This window comes from Klebsiella sp. 10982, from assembly GCF_048589245.1.
GTDB lineage: Bacteria > Pseudomonadota > Gammaproteobacteria > Enterobacterales > Enterobacteriaceae > Klebsiella > Klebsiella quasivariicola.
The window spans coordinates 27,091-43,828 of sequence record NZ_JBMAXV010000021.1; the positions used below are offsets into that span (position 1 = coordinate 27,091).

The following is a 16,738-nucleotide window of genomic DNA, read 5'->3' on the forward strand; positions in this document are numbered from 1 at the left end:
AAGCGTCCCGCAGACGATGCGCGTGAGGCTAATAATTCCGGGCTTATCACTCATTCCGTCTTGTCGTTTCAGTTCTGCGTTCTTTCCTGTGACCAGGCAACGTACAGACACGAGATGAAGGCCGTTAACAGGCATGGAAGTTCCTGCCATACCATTCACAACATTAAGTTCGAGATTTACCCCGAGTTTAAGAACCCACACCATTATGAATCTTACCGAATTAAAGAATACGCCGGTTTCTGAGCTGATTACTCTCGGCGAAAATATGGGGCTGGAAAACCTGGCTCGTATGCGTAAGCAGGATATTATTTTTGCCATCCTCAAGCAGCATTCGAAGAGTGGCGAAGATATCTTTGGCGACGGCGTACTGGAGATACTGCAGGATGGATTTGGATTCCTCCGCTCCGCAGACAGCTCCTACCTCGCCGGCCCTGACGACATCTACGTATCCCCCAGCCAAATCCGCCGTTTCAACCTCCGCACTGGTGACACCATTTCCGGTAAGATTCGTCCTCCGAAAGAGGGTGAACGTTACTTTGCACTGCTGAAAGTTAACGAAGTTAACTACGACAAGCCGGAAAACGCGCGTAACAAGATTCTGTTCGAGAACTTAACGCCGCTGCACGCGAATTCTCGTCTGCGTATGGAGCGTGGTAACGGTTCTACCGAAGACTTAACCGCTCGCGTACTGGATCTGGCTTCCCCGATTGGCCGCGGCCAGCGTGGTCTGATCGTCGCGCCGCCGAAAGCCGGTAAAACCATGCTGCTGCAGAACATCGCGCAGAGCATCGCTTACAACCATCCGGACTGCGTGCTGATGGTGCTGCTGATCGACGAACGTCCGGAAGAAGTGACCGAGATGCAGCGTCTGGTGAAAGGTGAAGTGGTTGCTTCCACCTTTGACGAACCGGCATCCCGTCACGTGCAGGTTGCCGAGATGGTTATCGAGAAAGCAAAACGTCTGGTTGAACACAAGAAAGACGTTATCATCCTGCTCGACTCCATTACCCGTCTGGCGCGTGCCTACAACACCGTGGTTCCGGCTTCCGGTAAAGTGTTGACCGGTGGTGTGGACGCCAACGCCCTGCACCGTCCGAAGCGTTTCTTTGGTGCGGCACGTAACGTCGAAGAGGGCGGCAGCCTGACCATCATCGCCACGGCGCTGATCGACACCGGCTCCAAAATGGACGAAGTTATCTACGAAGAGTTTAAAGGCACCGGTAACATGGAGCTGCATCTCTCCCGTAAGATTGCTGAAAAACGCGTCTTCCCGGCTATCGATTACAACCGTTCCGGTACCCGTAAAGAAGAGCTGCTCACGACTCAGGAAGAGCTGCAGAAAATGTGGATCCTGCGCAAAATTATCCATCCGATGGGTGAGATTGATGCGATGGAATTCCTCATCAATAAGCTGGCAATGACCAAGACGAATGATGACTTCTTCGACATGATGAAGCGCTCGTAAGGTAAAAAAAGCCAAAAACGCCACGCCTCTGCGTGGCGTTTTCATTTTTGGGTTTGTATGATCCAGAGACAGAGAAAGCCGGACAAAAGTTGTCGTATAATGGCGCCGGATCGCAGGCGGAGACAGCTTTAACAGACTAAAATCTATACAATAAATTTGTAATGTTCTGCTTTTCCCCTTCTGGAGTTGGGGCATCATCGCTATACTTCCCGGATTAACTATGCTGAGAGCACATGCGTTGTGAATTTACTCACTGCTATTACTGAATTAATCAGTATTTTCTTATTCACGACCCTCTTTATTTTTGTCGCGCGGAAAGTGGCAAAAAAGATTGGGTTAGTGGATAAACCAAACTATCGCAAACGGCATCAGGGGTTGATTCCGTTGGTCGGTGGTATCTCAGTTTATGCCGGCATCTGTTTTACCTTCGCCATCGCCGATTATTATATTCCTCACGCCTCGCTATATCTGGCCTGTGCGGGGGTATTGGTGCTGGTTGGCGCCCTTGACGATCGCTTCGACATCAGCGTAAAAATCCGCGCGGTCATCCAGGCTGCTATCGCCGTGATTATGATGATGGCAGGGAATCTGCATCTGAGTAGTCTGGGCTTTATTTTTGGCTCGTGGGAGCTGGTGCTGGGGCCTTTTGGCTTCTTCCTGACCCTGTTTGCCGTGTGGGCCGCCATCAATGCGTTTAACATGGTCGACGGTATCGACGGCCTGCTTGGCGGTCTCTCTTCGGTCTCCTTTGCGGCCACCGGGATCATCCTCTGGTTTGATGGTCAGTACAGCCTGGCGATGTGGTGTTTCGCGATGATCGCCGCCATTTTGCCCTATATTCTTCTCAATCTTGGCGCCCTCGGCCGCCGCTATAAAGTCTTTATGGGTGATGCCGGTAGCACCATGATTGGCTTCACCATCATCTGGATCCTGCTGGAAACCACGCAAGGTAAAACGCACCCCATTAGCCCGGTCACTGCGCTGTGGATTATCGCTATCCCGTTGATGGACATGGTGGCGATTATGTATCGCCGTCTGCGCAAAGGCATGAGCCCATTCTCACCGGACCGTCAGCATATTCATCATTTGATCATGCGCGCCGGGTTTACTTCCCGCCAGGCGTTTGTCCTGATTACCCTGGCTGCCGCCCTGTTGGCGCTGGTTGGCGTCGCGGCGGAATATACCCGCATCGTGCCGGAATGGGTGATGTTAATTCTCTTTTTGGTAGCTTTCTTCCTTTATGGCTACTGTATTAAACGCGCCTGGAAAGTGGCGCGCCTGGTTAAGCGCATCAGACGCAGAATTCGGCGACACAGCGGCAATAATCCGAAACTAACCAAGTAAAGCTGGGGATGTGATGACTCAACCATTACCGGGAGCACAAGCAGTGAACGTTGAGAATGAACTGGATATTCGCGGGCTGTTTCGCGCTTTATGGGCAGGAAAAGGCTGGATAGTCGGCGGCGCCGTACTCTTCGCCGCTATCGTGCTGGTGTATACCTTCTTTGCTCGCCAGGAGTGGAGCGCCACGGCGATTACCGATCGGCCTACTGTCAACATGTTGGGAGGATATTATTCCCAGCAGCAATTCTTACGCAATCTGGACATTAAAGCCGATCTCGCCTCGGTCGATCAGCCTTCCGCCATGGATGAAGCATATAAAGAGTTCATCATGCAGCTGGCCTCCTGGGATACCCGGCGCGACTTCTGGCTGCAAACGGACTACTACAAGCAGCGTCAGTCGGGTAATGCCCGCGCTGATGCGGCGATGCTCGATGATCTGATTAACAATATCCAGTTTATGCCAGGCGATGCGGCCAAGAGCATTAACGACAGCGTTAAACTGACCGCTGAGACCGGGCAGGATGCCAATAATCTGCTGCGTCAGTACGTGGCTTTCGCCAGCCAGCGGGCGGCCGGTCATCTTAACGACGAGCTCAAAGGCGCCTGGGCGGCGCGGACCGTGCAGATGAAGGCACAGGTGAAGCGGCAGGAAGAGGTGGCTGAGGCCATCTTCAACCGCCGGACGCACAGCGTGGAACAGGCGCTGAAGGTGGCCCAGCAACACAATATCTCACGTAGCGAAACCGACGTTCCTGCCGATCAGTTGCCGGATTCAGAGCTATTTTTATTGGGCAGGCCGATGCTGCAGGCCAGGCTGGAAAACCTGCAGGCCGTCGGGCCGGAATATGACCTCGATTACGACCAGAACCGCGCCATGCTGAGCACGTTGAACGTCGGTCCAACGTTGGATCCGCGTTTTCAGACTTACCGGTATTTGCGTACGCCGGAAGAACCTGTAAAACGCGATAGCCCGCGCCGTGTATTTCTGATGGTGATGTGGGGGATTGTGGGTGCGCTCATCGGCGCAGGCGTGGCGTTATCGCGTCGTCGTGTCCTGTGATTGCGGCCTGTGGTGAAGGGCAGATGACCTTCATCGCCTAATCGAAGAGAATCGATGTGAAAGTACTAACTGTATTTGGCACGAGGCCGGAAGCCATCAAGATGGCTCCTCTGGTTCATGCGCTGGCAAAGGACCCTCATTTTGAGGCGAAAGTATGCGTAACCGCGCAGCATCGGGAGATGCTCGATCAGGTGTTGAAATTATTCTCAATCGCCCCCGACTACGATCTCAACATCATGAAGCCGGGCCAGGGGCTCACCGAGATCACCTGCCGCATCCTTGAAGGGCTGAAGCCAGTCCTGGAGTCGTTTAAACCCGATGTGGTGCTGGTGCATGGCGATACCACCACCACGATGGCGGCGAGCCTGGCGGCGTTTTACCAGCGGATACCGGTGGGCCACGTAGAAGCTGGCCTGCGCACCGGCGATTTAAGTTCGCCGTGGCCGGAAGAGGGCAACCGTACGTTGACCGGGCGTCTGGCGACGTACCATTTCGCGCCGACCGAAACTTCACGGCAGAATCTGCTGCGGGAAAATATTGCCGACAGCCGCATCACAGTGACCGGGAATACGGTCATTGACGCCCTGTTCTGGGTCCGCGACCAGGTGCTGGGTGACGAAACGCTACGGGAGACGCTGCTGCAGCGCTACCCTTTTATTAGCCACGGTAAAAAGATGATTCTGGTCACCGGCCACCGACGGGAAAGCTTCGGGCTCGGCTTTGAGCAGATCTGTCAGGCGCTGGCCGAGATAGCCCATACGCATCCAGAGGTGCAGATTGTCTATCCGGTTCACCTGAATCCTAACGTCAGCGAGCCGGTGAACCGCATTCTCGGCCATATCGACAATGTGATGTTGATTGAGCCGCAGGACTACCTGCCCTTCGTCTGGCTGATGGATCGTGCCTGGCTGATCCTGACCGACTCTGGCGGCATTCAGGAAGAGGCCCCTTCTCTCGGGAAACCGGTACTGGTCATGCGCGATATGACCGAACGTCCGGAAGCGGTGGCCGCTGGCACGGTGTGCCTGGTCGGCACCGACAGCCAGCGCATCGTGGCGGAAGTCACGCGACTGCTGCAGGATGATGCCGCATACCAGGCGATGAGCCGCGCGCATAATCCCTATGGCGATGGTGAAGCATGTCGTCGAATTTTGTCTGCACTTAAAAATAATCAGGTAACGTTATGAGTTTTTCTACCATTTCAGTGATTGGCCTTGGCTATATCGGGCTGCCAACCGCTGCCGCGTTCGCCTCCCGGCAGAAGCGGGTGGTCGGCGTTGATGTTAATCAACATGCCGTGGAGACCATTAACCGTGGAGAGATTCATATCGTGGAGCCGGATCTGGCGAGCGTGGTGAAGACCGCGGTCGAACAGGGGTATTTAAGCGCCACCACCACCCCGGTGGAGGCAGATGCCTATCTGATTGCCGTGCCGACGCCGTTTAAAGACCGCCACGAACCGGATATGGTGTTTGTCGAGTCGGCCGCCAAATCCATTGCGCCGACGTTAAAGAAAGGCTCGCTGGTGATCCTTGAGTCCACCTCGCCGGTGGGCTCGACCGAACAGATGGCCGAGTGGCTGGCGGAGATGCGCCCGGATCTCAGCTTCCCTCAGCAGGTGGGCGACGCCGCGGACGTGAATATCGCCTACTGCCCGGAGCGGGTATTGCCCGGTCAGGTGATGGTCGAGCTGATTAAAAACGACCGCGTTATCGGCGGCATGTCGCCGGTCTGCTCCGCTCGCGCCAGCGAGCTGTATAAAATTTTCCTCGAAGGCGAATGCGTGGTGACCAACTCGCGCACCGCCGAGATGTGCAAGCTGACGGAAAACAGCTTCCGCGACGTCAACATCGCCTTTGCTAACGAACTGTCACTGATTTGCGCCGACCAGGGGATTAACGTCTGGGAGCTGATCCGCCTGGCAAACCGCCATCCACGGGTCAATATCCTGCAGCCGGGGCCGGGCGTCGGCGGCCACTGCATTGCTGTCGATCCGTGGTTTATCGTGGCGCAAAACCCGCAGCAGGCGCGTCTGATCCGCACCGCTCGCGAGGTCAACGACCACAAGCCGGAATGGGTTATCGAACAGGTGAAAGCCCAGGTCGCGGACTGCCTGAATGCCACCAACAAACGGGCCAGCGAACTGACGATCGCCTGTTTTGGCCTCGCCTTTAAGCCGAATATTGACGACCTGCGCGAAAGCCCGGCGATGGAAATTGCCGCGCAGATTGCCCGCTGGCACAGCGGCACGACCCAGGTGGTTGAGCCCAATATTCATACGCTGCCGAAGAAACTCGACGGCCTGTGTACGCTGGCGACCCTCGATGCGGCGCTGGCCAGCGCCGATGTGCTGGTGATGCTGGTCGATCATAACCAATTTAAAGCCGTTAGCGGCGATAGCGTCACCCAGGCGTATATCATCGACACCAAAGGAGTGTGGCGGTGAGAACCATTCTGGTCACCGGCGGCGCGGGCTTCATTGGTTCGGCGGTAGCGCGGGAAATTATTCAGCGCACCGCCGATCGCGTGGTGGTGGTGGATAAACTGACCTACGCCGGCAATCTAATGTCGCTGGCGCCAGTGGCGCAGGATGCGCGTTTCGCCTTTGAACAGGTGGATATCTGCGACCGCCGCGAGCTGGACCGTATTTTCCGTCAGCATCAACCGGATACGGTGATGCACCTGGCGGCGGAAAGCCACGTCGATCGTTCGATTGACGGCCCGGCGGCGTTTATCGAAACCAATATCGTAGGCACCTATACGCTGCTTGAGGCGGCCCGCAGCTGGTGGAATACCCTGGCTACGGCGCAAAAATCGGCGTTCCGTTTTCACCATATCTCGACCGACGAAGTGTATGGCGATCTGCACGGCAGCGATGATTTCTTTACCGAGACCACGCCCTATGCGCCAAGCAGCCCCTATTCGGCCTCAAAAGCCAGCAGCGACCACCTGGTGCGCGCCTGGCTGCGGACCTATGGCCTGCCGACGCTTATCACCAACTGCTCCAATAACTACGGCCCGTATCACTTCCCCGAGAAGCTGATCCCGCTGACCATCCTCAACGCGCTGGCGGGCAAGCCGCTGCCGGTGTATGGCAATGGGCAGCAGATCCGCGACTGGCTATATGTGGAAGATCATGCCAGGGCGCTGTATCTGGTGGCGACCCGCGGCGAACCGGGTGAAACTTATAATATCGGCGGTCATAACGAACGTAAAAACATCGAGGTGGTGGAAACCATTTGTCAGCTGCTGGAAGAGCTGGCGCCGCATAAACCGCAGGGCGTGGCGCACTATCGCGATCTGATCACCTTCGTTACCGATCGTCCGGGCCACGATCTGCGCTATGCCATTGATGCCTCGAAGATTGCCCGCGAGCTGGGCTGGGCGCCGGCAGAGACCTTTACCTCCGGTATGCGTAAGACCGTGGCGTGGTATCTGGCGAATGAGACATGGTGGCGTCAGGTTCAGGACGGAAGCTATCAGGGCGAGCGTCTTGGGCTGCAAGGCTAAACATCTCTGGGGGGAATGATGAAAGGTATTATTCTGGCGGGCGGTTCCGGAACGCGACTGCATCCCATCACCCGCGGCGTATCGAAGCAGCTGTTGCCGATCTACGATAAGCCGATGATCTACTACCCGCTGTCGGTCTTAATGCTGGCCGGGATCCGTGAGATCCTGATCATCACCACGCCGGACGATCTGCGCGATTTCCAGCGCCTGCTCGGCGATGGTTCAGAGTTTGGCATCGCGCTGCACTATGCCGTACAGCCGACGCCGGATGGTTTAGCTCAGGCGTTTATCATTGGTGAAGCCTTTCTTAACGGCGAACCGGCGTGCCTGGTATTAGGCGACAATATCTTCTTCGGCCAGAGTTTTAGCCCGAAGCTGCGCAGCGTGGCTGCTCGCACGGAAGGGGCGACGATTTTTGGCTATCAGGTGATGGATCCTGAGCGCTTTGGCGTAGTGGAGTTTGATGATAACTTCCGCGCGCTGTCGCTGGAAGAGAAGCCGAAGCAGCCGAAGTCGAACTGGGCGGTCACTGGCCTCTATTTCTACGATGGCAAGGTGACGGAGTACGCCAAACGGGTCAAGCCGTCCGAGCGCGGCGAGCTGGAAATCACCTCCATCAACCAGATGTATCTTGAAGATGGCGCATTGACCGTCGAACTGCTCGGGCGCGGTTTTGCGTGGCTGGACACCGGCACCCACGATAGCCTGATTGAGGCCAGCATGTTCGTGCAGACGGTAGAGAAGCGTCAGGGCTTTAAAATCGCCTGTCTGGAAGAGATCGGCTGGCGTAATGGCTGGCTGGACGACGATGGCGTCAAACGTGCGGCGAAGCGGCTGGAAAAAACCGGCTACGGCCAATATCTGCTGGATCTGCTCCGTGCCCGTCCGCGCCAGTATTGATCCCCTGGAGTGGGAGAACCGCTTCTTTGCCGTGAACAGCGCCATCGTGCGCTTTGACGAGCGCGCGCCGCGGCTGACGCCTGAGGCGCTGGCGGGATGGTCGCGAGTGCAGGCGAAAATCGCCGCCAGCGATACCGTCCGGCTGGACGCGCTCCAGCAGCTGGGTTTTCAGCTGGTGGAAGGCGAAGTCGATCTGGCGCTACCGGTGGGCAACCCTGCTGATGCCGGTGCCGACATCGCTGTGGAGGCGGATATTGCGCCGCTGCGCGAGCAGGCGGCGCAGGCCTTTGCCATGAGCCGCTTTCGCGCGCCCTGGTACGCCGCCGATGCCAGCGGCCGCTTCTATGCCCAGTGGATTGAAAATGCGGTGCGCGGCACCTTCGATCATCAGTGCCTGATTTACCGCCATCCTGAGGGTGATATTCGCGCCTTTGTCTCCCTGCGCCAGCTCAATGCCACCGAAGCGCGTATTGGCCTGCTGGCCGGGCGCGGCGCTGGGGCGCAGCTGATGCAGGCGGCGCGGCACTGGGCCGCTTCGCGCGGACTTTCTACACTGCGGGTGGCGACCCAGATGGGCAACACCGCCGCGCTTAAACGTTATATTCTCAGCGGTGCTAATGTGGAAAGCACCGCCTACTGGCTATACAGGTGACCCCATGATCCCATTTAACGCGCCGCCGGTGGTTGGAACCGAGCTTGATTACATGCAGTCTGCGATGAACAGCGGCAAGCTGTGCGGCGACGGCGGCTTTACGCGCCGCTGCCAGCAGTGGATGGAGCAGCGATTTGGCACGGCAAAAGCCCTGCTGACCCCGTCCTGCACGGCTTCGCTGGAGATGGCGGCGCTGCTGCTGGATATCCAGCCGGGCGACGAAGTGATTATGCCCAGCTATACCTTTGTCTCCACTGCCAATGCCTTTGTATTGCGCGGGGCGAAAATCGTCTTCGTCGATATCCGCCGCGATACGATGAATATCGATGAAACGCTCATCGAAGCCGCCATCACCGATAAAACCCGGGCGATTGTCCCGGTGCACTATGCTGGCGTAGCCTGCGAGATGGACACCATCATGACCATCGCCGCCAAATACAACCTGTTCGTGGTGGAAGATGCCGCGCAGGGGGTAATGTCTACCTACAAGGGACGCGCGCTGGGCACCATCGGCCATATCGGCTGCTTTAGCTTCCATGAAACCAAAAACTACACTGCCGGCGGTGAGGGTGGGGCGACGCTGATCAACGATCGCACGCTGGTGGAGCGCGCGGAGATCATTCGCGAAAAAGGCACCAACCGCAGTCAGTTCTTTCGCGGCCTGGTGGATAAATATACCTGGCGGGATATTGGCTCCAGCTATCTGATGTCTGACCTGCAGGCTGCCTATCTGTGGGCGCAGCTGGAAGCAGCGGAGCGCATCAACCAACAGCGCCTGGCGCTGTGGCAGAACTACTATGATGCGCTGCTGCCGCTGGCGCGCGCGGGGCGTATCGAACTGCCGACGGTTCCGGCCGACTGCGGGCAAAACGCGCACATGTTCTACATTAAGCTGCGCGATATCGAGGATCGCAGCAAACTGATCGCCTGGCTGAAAGAGGCGGAGATCCTCGCGGTATTCCATTACATTCCGTTGCACAGCTGCCCGGCAGGCGAGCACTTCGGTGAGTTCCACGGTGAAAACTGCTACACCACCCAGGAAAGCGAGCGCCTGGTGCGCCTGCCGCTGTTTTACAATCTGTCTGTGGTGAACCAGCGGACGGTGATTAACTCGCTGCTGAGCTATTTCTCCTGATATGTCGTTAGCAAAAGCCTCATTGTGGACGGCGGCATCGACGCTGGTCAAAATCGGCGCTGGGCTGCTGGTCGTCAAGCTGCTGGCCGTCTCGTTTGGGCCGGCGGGCGTGGGCCAGGCCGGTAACTTCCGGCAACTGGTCACCGTGCTCGGCGTGCTGGCCGGGGCCGGGATATTTAACGGCGTCACGAAGCTGGTGGCCCAGTATCACGACGATACTCCGCGCCTGAAGCAGGTGGTGGGCACGTCGTCGGCGATGGTGCTTGGCTTTTCCACGCTGCTGGCGCTGGTGTTTTTACTGGCGGCGGCACCGATAAGCCAGGGGCTGTTCGGCCATACGCACTATCAAAATCTGGTACGGCTGGTGGCGCTGGTGCAGATGGGGATCGCCTGGGCGAACTTCCTGCTGGCGCTGATGAAAGGCTTTCGCGATGCGGCGGGTAACGCCTTCTCGCTGATTGCCGGGAGCCTGATTGGCGTGGCGGCTTACTATGCCTGTTACTACTTCGGTGGTTACCAGGGGGCGCTGCTGGGGCTGGCGTTAGTGCCGGCGCTGGTGGTGGTCCCGGCGGGCATCATGCTCTGGCGGCGGGGGAATATCCCGCTGAGCGCCCTGCGCCCGCGCTGGGATAACGGTCTGGCGGGACAGCTATCGAAATTTACCCTGATGGCGCTGATCACCTCAGTGACCCTGCCGGTGGCCTATGTGATGATGCGTAATCTGCTGGCGGCGCATTACGGCTGGGAGGCGGTCGGCATCTGGCAGGGAGTGAGCAGCATTTCCGATGCCTACCTGCAGTTTATTACCGCCTCGTTTAGCGTTTATCTGCTGCCGACGCTGTCGCGGCTGAGCGCCAAAACGGATATCACCCGCGAGATTGTCAAATCGCTGAAATTCGTTCTGCCGGCGGTGGCGGCAGCGAGCCTGACGGTCTGGCTGCTGCGCGATTTTGCCATCTGGCTGCTGTTTTCCGATCGCTTTACCGCGATGCGTGACCTGTTCGCCTGGCAGCTGGTGGGCGACGTCTTAAAAGTGGGCGCCTACGTCTACGGCTATCTGGTGATCGCCAAAGCGTCGCTGCGTTTTTATATTCTGACGGAAATCAGCCAGTTCACGCTGCTGACCGTATTTTCACACTGGCTTATTCCGGCGCATGGCGCAATTGGCGCGGCGCAGGCGTATATGGCCACGTATATTGTTTATTTCGCCCTCTGTAGTGGCGTGTTTTTACTCTGGCGTAAACGGGCATGACAGCACTGATACATGTACTGGGATCGGATATCCCGCACCACAACCAGACCGTACTGCGGTTTTTTAACGACGAGCTGGCCGTCGACCCGCAGGCGCGGAAATTTCTGATCGTCGGCGATGAGGCCAGCGTGCGTGATGGGTATCCGGCGCTGGACATCACCTGCTATCCGGGGAAGAAATCGCTGGCGCAGGCGGTGATTGCAAAAGCCAAAGCCAACCGCCAGCAGCGTTTTTTCTTCCACGGCCAGTTTAATACCGGTCTGTGGCTGGCGTTGTTGAGCGGCGGCATCCGCCCGTCGCAGTTTAACTGGCATATCTGGGGGGCGGATCTGTACGAAAACGCCACCAGCCTGAAGTTTCGCCTGTTCTATCCGCTGCGCCGCATGGCGCAAGGGCGGGTAGGGCGCGTTTTCGCCACCCGCGGCGATCTCAGCTGGTTCGCTAACCGCCATCCGCGTGTACCAGGCGAGCTGCTTTACTTCCCGACCCGTATGGATCCGGCGCTGAATACTCTGGCCGATAACGCGCCGCGCGGCGATACCCTGACCATTCTGGTTGGCAACTCCGGGGATCGCAGCAATGAGCATATTGCCGCGCTGAAGGCGATCCATCAGCAGTTTGGCGATACGGTAAACGTCATCGTACCGATGGGCTATCCGGCTAACAACGACGCCTATATCAACGAGGTTCGTGAGGCGGGCGCGGCGCTGTTTAGCGATGAGCATCTGCAGATCCTCAGTGAGAAGCTTGAGTTTAATGATTATCTGGCGCTGCTGCGCCACTGCGATCTAGGCTATTTCCTGTTTGCCCGCCAGCAGGGGATCGGCACGCTGTGCCTGCTGATTCAGGCGGGCATTCCCTGCGTGCTCAACCGGGAAAACCCGTTCTGGCAGGATATGACCGAGCAGCATGTGCCAGTGCTGTTCACCAGCGATGCGCTGGACGTCAGCGTGGTGCGCGAAGCGCAGCGCCAGCTGGCGAACGTGGATAAATCTGCTATCGCCTTCTTCCGGCCGAACTATCTGGCAGGCTGGCAGCGGGCGCTACGGTTAGCGGCGGAGGGGCAGGCATGACGTTAATGCAATTTAGCGGGCTGCTGGTGGTCTGGCTGCTGTCGACGCTGTTTATCGCCACCGCCACCTGGTTTGAGTTCCGTCGGGTACGCTTTAACTTCAACGTCTTTTTCTCGTTGCTGTTTCTGCTGACCTTTTTCTTCGGCTTCCCGCTGACCAGTATTCTGGTGTTCCGGTTTGACGTCAGCGTGGCGCCGCCGGAGATTTTGCTGCAGACGCTGCTGATCGCGGTGTGCTTCTACGCGATCTACTACGTGACCTATAAAACGCGGCTGCGTCCGGCCTCGCACGAGGTAGCGCGTCGGCCGCTGTTTACCATGAACCGGGTGGAAACCCATCTGGCGTGGGGCATTTTGATGGGGCTGGCGCTGCTGTGCGTCGGCATCTTCTTCGCCCACAACGGTTTCTTGCTGTTTAAGCTCAACTCCTACAGCCAGATCTTCTCTGCCGAAGTCTCCGGCGTGGCGTTGAAGCGCTTCTTCTACTTCTTTATTCCGGCGATGCTGGTGGTCTATTTTCTGCGCCAGGATTATAAGGCGTGGATCTTCTTCCTCGTCAGCACCGTGGCCTTTGGCCTGCTGACCTACGCCATCGTCGGCGGGACCCGGGCCAACATTATCATCGCCTTCGCCATCTTCCTGTTTATCGGTATTATTCGCGGCTGGATCAGCCTGTGGATGCTGGCGGCAGCGGGCGTGCTGGGCATCGTCGGCATGTTCTGGCTGGCGCTGAAGCGCTACGGAATGAACGTCAGCGGTGACGAAGCGTTTTATACCTTCCTGTATCTCACGCGTGATACCTTCTCGCCGTGGGAAAACCTGGCGCTGCTGCTGCAGAACTACGACAAGATCGATTTCCAGGGGCTGGCGCCGATGATCCGCGACTTCTACGTCTTTATCCCCAGCTGGATGTGGCACGGTCGCCCGACAATGGTGCTCAATACCGCCAACTACTTCACCTGGGAAGTGTTAAACAACCATTCGGGGCTGGCGATTTCGCCGACGCTGATTGGCTCGCTGGTGGTGATGGGCGGCGTCTGGTTTGTGCCGCTGGGCGCTGTGGCGGTAGGGTTGATTATTAAATGGTTCGACTGGCTGTATGAGCTGGGGAACCGGGAGAGCAATCGTTACAAAGCGGCTATCCTGCACAGTTTCTGTTTCGGCGCTATCTTCAACATGATAGTGCTGGCGCGCGAGGGGCTGGATTCGTTCGGCTCACGCGTGGTGTTTTTCCTCGTGATCTTTGGTATCTGCTTGCTGGCGGCGAAACTGCTGTACTGGTTCCTGGATAGCGTGGGACTGATTCATAAGCGCGTAAAACCGCTTTCGCAACCGCAAGTCTGAGAAGGATGGACATGACTGGGACCATTTCCGCGCCGTTGTACCTGTTAAGAGGGCTGCAGCTCATAGGCTGGCGCGATATGCAGCACGCTCTGGATTATTTGTATGCCGACGGCGCTCTCCGGGAGGGAACGCTGGTGGCGATTAATGCCGAGAAAATGCTGGCCATAGAGGATAACCCGGAGGTGCGGGCGCTGATTGAGGCGGCAGAGTTTAAATATGCCGATGGCATCAGCGTGGTGCGTTCGCTGCGCAAAAAATACCCGCAGGCGCAGGTCTCCCGCGTCGCCGGGGCCGATCTTTGGGAAGCGCTCATGCAGCGCGCCGGCGCTGAAGGGACACCGGTGTTTTTAGTCGGTGGTAAACCGGAGGTCCTGGCGCAGACAGAATCCAGACTGCGACAGCGCTGGCAGGTGAATATCGTCGGCAGCCAGGACGGTTATTTCACGCCTGAGCAGCGCGAGGCATTGTTCGAACGCATTCGCGACAGCGGGGCGAAAATCGTCACCGTCGCGATGGGGTCGCCGCGCCAGGAGATCTTCATGCGCGACTGCCGGCGCCTGTACCCGCATGCGCTGTATATGGGCGTCGGCGGCACTTATGACGTCTTTACCGGCCACGTACACCGGGCGCCAAAATTCTGGCAGGATCTGGGGCTGGAGTGGTTCTATCGCCTGCTCCTGCAGCCGAGCCGCATCAAAAGACAGTTCCGTCTGCTGCGCTATTTACGTTGGCATTATTCCGGCAAGCTCTGATATTCCACTGCAATCAGGCGAGTTTGCATACCTATTCTGTGTAATCTCTTCACTCGCCTGATACTTTATTTGCCATTTCCGCAAAATTAATTAACCATTCGCAGGCTTTATACGCGCGGGGGAGACCTGCGCGTCGGCAAGGCTATGAGTTCAGTTAATAACAATAACCGGGAGTACCCGGAATACGGCAAACACAAGAGGATATATGACTGAGAAAAAAGCGGAGCTCCAGCGTGGACTGGAGGCCCGGCATATTGAACTGATCGCCCTTGGTGGGACGATTGGCGTGGGGTTGTTTATGGGGGCGGCCAGTACGCTGAAGTGGGCTGGACCTTCCGTGCTGCTGGCGTACATTATCGCTGGCCTGTTCGTCTTTTTCATTATGCGCTCGATGGGCGAAATGTTGTTCCTCGAACCGGTAACCGGCTCATTCGCCGTTTACGCACATCGCTACATGAGCCCGTTCTTCGGCTATCTCACGGCCTGGTCCTACTGGTTTATGTGGATGGCGGTGGGCATCTCGGAGATCACCGCCATCGGGGTATACGTGCAGTTCTGGTTCCCGGAGATGGCGCAGTGGATCCCGGCGTTGATTGCCGTGGGGCTGGTGGCGCTGGCTAACCTGGCTGCGGTCCGGCTGTACGGTGAAATCGAGTTCTGGTTCGCCATGATTAAAGTGACCACCATTATCGTGATGATCGTCGTGGGCCTGGGCGTTATTTTCTTCGGCTTTGGCAACGGCGGCCACTCCATCGGTTTTGGCAACCTGACCGAACATGGCGGTTTCTTTGCCGGCGGCTGGAAGGGCTTTCTGACGGCGCTGTGTATCGTGGTCGCATCCTATCAGGGCGTAGAGCTTATCGGTATTACCGCGGGTGAAGCGAAAAATCCGCAGGTGACGCTGCGCAGCGCGGTGGGCAAAGTGCTGTGGCGGATCCTGATTTTCTACGTCGGCGCGATTTTCGTTATTGTCACTATCTTCCCGTGGGATCAAATTGGCTCCAACGGCAGCCCGTTCGTACTGACGTTTGCCAAAATCGGGATTACCGCGGCGGCGGGAATTATCAACTTCGTGGTGCTGACGGCGGCGCTTTCCGGCTGCAACAGTGGGATGTACAGCTGTGGACGTATGCTGTACGCCCTGGCGAAGAACCGCCAGCTGCCGGCGGCGATCGGTAAGGTTTCGCGCAACGGCGTTCCGGCGGTCGGCGTGGCGCTGTCGATTCTGATCCTGCTGGTGGGCTCCTGCCTGAATTACATCATTCCTAATCCGCAGCGGGTGTTTGTCTATGTCTACAGCGCCAGCGTGTTGCCGGGGATGGTGCCATGGTTTGTGATCCTGATTAGCCAACTGCGTTTTCGCCGCGTGCATCGGGCGGCGATAGCCAGCCATCCGTTCCGTTCGCTGCTGTTTCCGTGGGCCAACTATTTCACCATGGCCTTCCTGATCTGTGTGCTGGTGGGGATGGGGCTGAATGATGAAACCCGGATGTCGCTGTTTGTTGGCATTATTTTCCTGGCCGCCGTGACCCTGATTTATAAGGTGTTTGGTCTTGGTAGACAGGGGCAAGTTAATAATCCGGCTGAATAAGCGTCAAAACGAACAAAGCATGAGCAAACGATAATTTTCTTTAAAAAGGCACTAGACAGCGGGGTAGGAAGTCCGTATTATCCGACCCCGCAACGGCGCTAAGCGCCCGTAGCTCAGCTGGATAGAGCGCTGCCCTCCGGAGGCAGAGGTCTCAGGTTCGAATCCTGTCGGGCGCACCATTAACCCGGTGCTGGAGCTGCGGTGGTTTTAATACCGCGTAAAAGGTTTGCAGTGGTGGCTATAGCTCAGTTGGTAGAGCCCTGGATTGTGATTCCAGTTGTCGTGGGTTCGAATCCCATTAGCCACCCCATTATTTGATAGAGTTGTGAATTTGCGAAGGTGGCGGAATTGGTAGACGCGCTAGCTTCAGGTGTTAGTGTTCTTACGGACGTGGGGGTTCAAGTCCCCCCCCTCGCACCACGACTTTAACGAATTGAACTAAAAATTCAAAAAGCAGTATATCGGCGAGTAGCGCAGCTTGGTAGCGCAACTGGTTTGGGACCAGTGGGTCGGAGGTTCGAATCCTCTCTCGCCGACCAATTTTGAACCCCGCTTCGGCGGGGTTTTTTGTTTTCTGTCGCCGCACGCCATTATTTATTCCCCTGATCTTGCTAATAAAAAATTTTCGACGCGCATAAGAATACGGGTCAGGAAAACTCTC

The 16,738-nt window shown here is 57.2% G+C and carries 15 protein-coding genes and 4 tRNA genes; all 19 read left to right on the plus strand.

The genetic code is table 11. From position 1 onward, the window contains the following. Positions 1-16 precede the first annotated feature (16 nt). Entirely contained in the window at positions 17-118 is a 102-nt protein-coding gene (locus ACKLKD_RS16330) for a rho operon leader peptide (RefSeq protein ID WP_049245627.1), read from the plus strand. An 87-nt stretch (positions 119-205) separates the two neighbouring features. Beyond that, positions 206-1,465 (plus strand): transcription termination factor Rho, encoded by a 1,260-nt coding sequence (rho, locus tag ACKLKD_RS16335; protein ID WP_002883293.1) that lies wholly within the window; start codon positions 206-208, stop codon positions 1,463-1,465. A 240-nt stretch (positions 1,466-1,705) separates the two neighbouring features. Further along, the gene (gene wecA, locus ACKLKD_RS16340) at positions 1,706-2,809 is read left to right on the plus strand and encodes a UDP-N-acetylglucosamine--undecaprenyl-phosphate N-acetylglucosaminephosphotransferase (RefSeq protein WP_004886849.1); all 1,104 of its coding nucleotides are present in this window, start codon (positions 1,706-1,708) and stop codon (positions 2,807-2,809) included. A 13-nt stretch (positions 2,810-2,822) separates the two neighbouring features. Then, positions 2,823-3,869 (plus strand): ECA polysaccharide chain length modulation protein, encoded by a 1,047-nt coding sequence (wzzE, locus tag ACKLKD_RS16345; RefSeq protein ID WP_002883296.1) that lies wholly within the window; start codon positions 2,823-2,825, stop codon positions 3,867-3,869. Between the two features lie 56 nt (positions 3,870-3,925). Further along, positions 3,926-5,056, plus strand: coding sequence for a non-hydrolyzing UDP-N-acetylglucosamine 2-epimerase (wecB, locus tag ACKLKD_RS16350; RefSeq protein WP_025711238.1), 1,131 nt, complete (start codon positions 3,926-3,928; stop codon positions 5,054-5,056). Then, a complete protein-coding gene (gene wecC / locus ACKLKD_RS16355) occupies positions 5,053-6,315 on the plus strand; it encodes a UDP-N-acetyl-D-mannosamine dehydrogenase (RefSeq protein ID WP_025711237.1) in 1,263 nt (420 codons plus the stop codon). Before wecB ends, wecC begins: the two co-directional genes overlap by 4 nt. After that, the gene (rffG, locus tag ACKLKD_RS16360; protein ID WP_080897912.1) at positions 6,312-7,379 is read left to right on the plus strand and encodes a dTDP-glucose 4,6-dehydratase; all 1,068 of its coding nucleotides are present in this window, start codon (positions 6,312-6,314) and stop codon (positions 7,377-7,379) included. Before wecC ends, rffG begins: the two co-directional genes overlap by 4 nt. A gap of 18 nt (positions 7,380-7,397) precedes the next feature. After that, a complete protein-coding gene (gene rfbA, locus ACKLKD_RS16365) occupies positions 7,398-8,279 on the plus strand; it encodes a glucose-1-phosphate thymidylyltransferase RfbA (RefSeq protein ID WP_002883307.1) in 882 nt (293 codons plus the stop codon). After that, positions 8,257-8,931 carry a dTDP-4-amino-4,6-dideoxy-D-galactose acyltransferase gene (rffC, locus tag ACKLKD_RS16370; RefSeq protein ID WP_025711235.1) on the plus strand — a complete coding sequence of 225 codons (675 nt, stop codon included), beginning with the start codon at positions 8,257-8,259 and terminating at the stop codon, positions 8,929-8,931. Before rfbA ends, rffC begins: the two co-directional genes overlap by 23 nt. A 4-nt stretch (positions 8,932-8,935) precedes the next feature. Continuing rightward, positions 8,936-10,066, plus strand: coding sequence for a dTDP-4-amino-4,6-dideoxygalactose transaminase (gene rffA / locus ACKLKD_RS16375; RefSeq protein WP_025711234.1), 1,131 nt, complete (start codon positions 8,936-8,938; stop codon positions 10,064-10,066). A gap of 1 nt (position 10,067) precedes the next feature. Continuing rightward, the gene (wzxE, locus tag ACKLKD_RS16380) at positions 10,068-11,318 is read left to right on the plus strand and encodes a lipid III flippase WzxE (protein WP_025711232.1); all 1,251 of its coding nucleotides are present in this window, start codon (positions 10,068-10,070) and stop codon (positions 11,316-11,318) included. Then, the gene (locus ACKLKD_RS16385; protein ID WP_025711231.1) at positions 11,315-12,391 is read left to right on the plus strand and encodes a TDP-N-acetylfucosamine:lipid II N-acetylfucosaminyltransferase; all 1,077 of its coding nucleotides are present in this window, start codon (positions 11,315-11,317) and stop codon (positions 12,389-12,391) included. The genes wzxE and ACKLKD_RS16385 overlap by 4 nt, the downstream gene beginning before the upstream one ends. Next, positions 12,388-13,734, plus strand: a complete 1,347-nt coding sequence (gene wzyE, locus ACKLKD_RS16390) for an ECA oligosaccharide polymerase (RefSeq protein WP_025711230.1) — start codon at positions 12,388-12,390, stop codon at positions 13,732-13,734. The genes ACKLKD_RS16385 and wzyE overlap by 4 nt, the downstream gene beginning before the upstream one ends. An 11-nt stretch (positions 13,735-13,745) precedes the next feature. Beyond that, positions 13,746-14,486 carry a lipopolysaccharide N-acetylmannosaminouronosyltransferase gene (gene wecG, locus ACKLKD_RS16395; protein WP_085206411.1) on the plus strand — a complete coding sequence of 247 codons (741 nt, stop codon included), beginning with the start codon at positions 13,746-13,748 and terminating at the stop codon, positions 14,484-14,486. A gap of 205 nt (positions 14,487-14,691) precedes the next feature. Continuing rightward, positions 14,692-16,077, plus strand: coding sequence for a bifunctional threonine/serine APC transporter ThrP (gene thrP, locus ACKLKD_RS16400; protein WP_025711228.1), 1,386 nt, complete (start codon positions 14,692-14,694; stop codon positions 16,075-16,077). Positions 16,078-16,179: 102 nt separating this feature from the next. Beyond that, positions 16,180-16,256, plus strand: a tRNA-Arg gene (locus tag ACKLKD_RS16405). A 55-nt stretch (positions 16,257-16,311) separates the two neighbouring features. Continuing rightward, positions 16,312-16,387: transfer RNA gene (locus ACKLKD_RS16410), tRNA-His, on the plus strand. A 23-nt stretch (positions 16,388-16,410) separates the two neighbouring features. Further along, positions 16,411-16,497, plus strand: a tRNA-Leu gene (locus tag ACKLKD_RS16415). Positions 16,498-16,539: 42 nt separating this feature from the next. Then, positions 16,540-16,616: transfer RNA gene (locus ACKLKD_RS16420), tRNA-Pro, on the plus strand. Positions 16,617-16,738: the final 122 nt, after the last annotated feature.

Bases quoted from the DNA above. Each gene is read 5' to 3' on its own strand.
- rho (WP_002883293.1), top strand. From the start codon at position 206: ATGAATCTTACCGAATTAAAGAATACGCCGGTTTCTGAGCTGATTACT.
- ACKLKD_RS16385 (WP_025711231.1), top strand. From the start codon at position 11,315: ATGACAGCACTGATACATGTACTGGGATCGGATATCCCGCACCACAAC.
- thrP (WP_025711228.1), top strand. From the start codon at position 14,692: ATGACTGAGAAAAAAGCGGAGCTCCAGCGTGGACTGGAGGCCCGGCAT.
- wzxE (WP_025711232.1), top strand. From the start codon at position 10,068: ATGTCGTTAGCAAAAGCCTCATTGTGGACGGCGGCATCGACGCTGGTC.
- rfbA (WP_002883307.1), top strand. From the start codon at position 7,398: ATGAAAGGTATTATTCTGGCGGGCGGTTCCGGAACGCGACTGCATCCC.
- wecC (WP_025711237.1), top strand. From the start codon at position 5,053: ATGAGTTTTTCTACCATTTCAGTGATTGGCCTTGGCTATATCGGGCTG.
- wzyE (WP_025711230.1), top strand. From the start codon at position 12,388: ATGACGTTAATGCAATTTAGCGGGCTGCTGGTGGTCTGGCTGCTGTCG.
- ACKLKD_RS16330 (WP_049245627.1), top strand. From the start codon at position 17: ATGCGCGTGAGGCTAATAATTCCGGGCTTATCACTCATTCCGTCTTGT.
- rffA (WP_025711234.1), top strand. From the start codon at position 8,936: ATGATCCCATTTAACGCGCCGCCGGTGGTTGGAACCGAGCTTGATTAC.
- wecG (WP_085206411.1), top strand. From the start codon at position 13,746: ATGACTGGGACCATTTCCGCGCCGTTGTACCTGTTAAGAGGGCTGCAG.
- wzzE (WP_002883296.1), top strand. From the start codon at position 2,823: ATGACTCAACCATTACCGGGAGCACAAGCAGTGAACGTTGAGAATGAA.